This window comes from Streptomyces alkaliphilus, from assembly GCF_014141535.1.
GTDB classification, from domain to species: Bacteria; Actinomycetota; Actinomycetes; order Streptomycetales; family Streptomycetaceae; genus Streptomyces; species Streptomyces alkaliphilus.
Map to the genome: position 1 here is coordinate 1 of NZ_VKHT01001605.1, position 648 is coordinate 648.

Annotated in this window: 1 protein-coding gene; it reads right to left on the reverse strand. The window is 75.5% G+C overall.

All coding sequences use genetic code 11. The features are described 5' to 3' along the window. Nucleotides 1–175 precede the first annotated feature (175 nt). Nucleotides 176–412 carry a hypothetical protein gene (locus tag FNQ90_RS25910; RefSeq protein WP_143624391.1) on the reverse strand — a complete coding sequence of 79 codons (237 nt, stop codon included), beginning with the start codon at nucleotides 410–412 and terminating at the stop codon, nucleotides 176–178. Between the last annotated feature and the right edge of the window lie 236 nt (nucleotides 413–648).

Here is a 648-nt window from a genome sequence, read left to right on the forward strand (position 1 = left end):
GACCCCACGTGGACGGTCTACCCCCCACCACCTTCGTGGACGCCGCCGCCGGGACCCCGGTTCCCGTGTGTCGTACCGCCATCGTCCGCGCCGGCGAACGATCGGGAACCCCCTCGGGGCACGGGCCGTGCGGGGTCCCGGAGCGCCCCCGGGACCCCGCACGGAACACCCTCGCTCAGGCGTGGTCCACCAGTTGGGCGTGGCCACGTGCCCGGGCGCAGTGCCCGCAGCAGTAGAAGTGGCCGTCCTCGGTCTCCAGGCCGTGTCCCAGGATCCGGCACTGGCAGTTCTCGCAGATGGGCGCCATCCGCTGGGCCGCGCACTCGATGCTGTCGAAGACGTGGACCGCCCCCGCCGCGTGCACCTCGAACGCCATTCTGTACTCGTTGCCGCAGACCTCACAGGCCGCCATGTCGATCACTCCTCCGCTGTCGGTATCGCCCGGTCTCCCCGGCGCCGTCCGGTCGGCCCGCCGCAATCGGCGCGCCGACCGCCTCCGGGCAGCAGGATCGGACCGCCCCCGCGCGATCCCGGGGCGGCGCCCCCCGGCGCGCCCGGCGCTCACCCCGCCGGCGGAATGTTCCGGGTGACCCACCGGTTGGCATCCACGGGCGGCGTCGCGCGTCGCCCCGCCCCGCCGGGCGCGCC

Excerpts from the sequence above, each read along its gene's own strand:
- FNQ90_RS25910 (WP_143624391.1), bottom strand. The coding sequence starts at position 412 with ATGGCGGCCTGTGAGGTCTGCGGCAACGAGTACAGAATGGCGTTCGAG.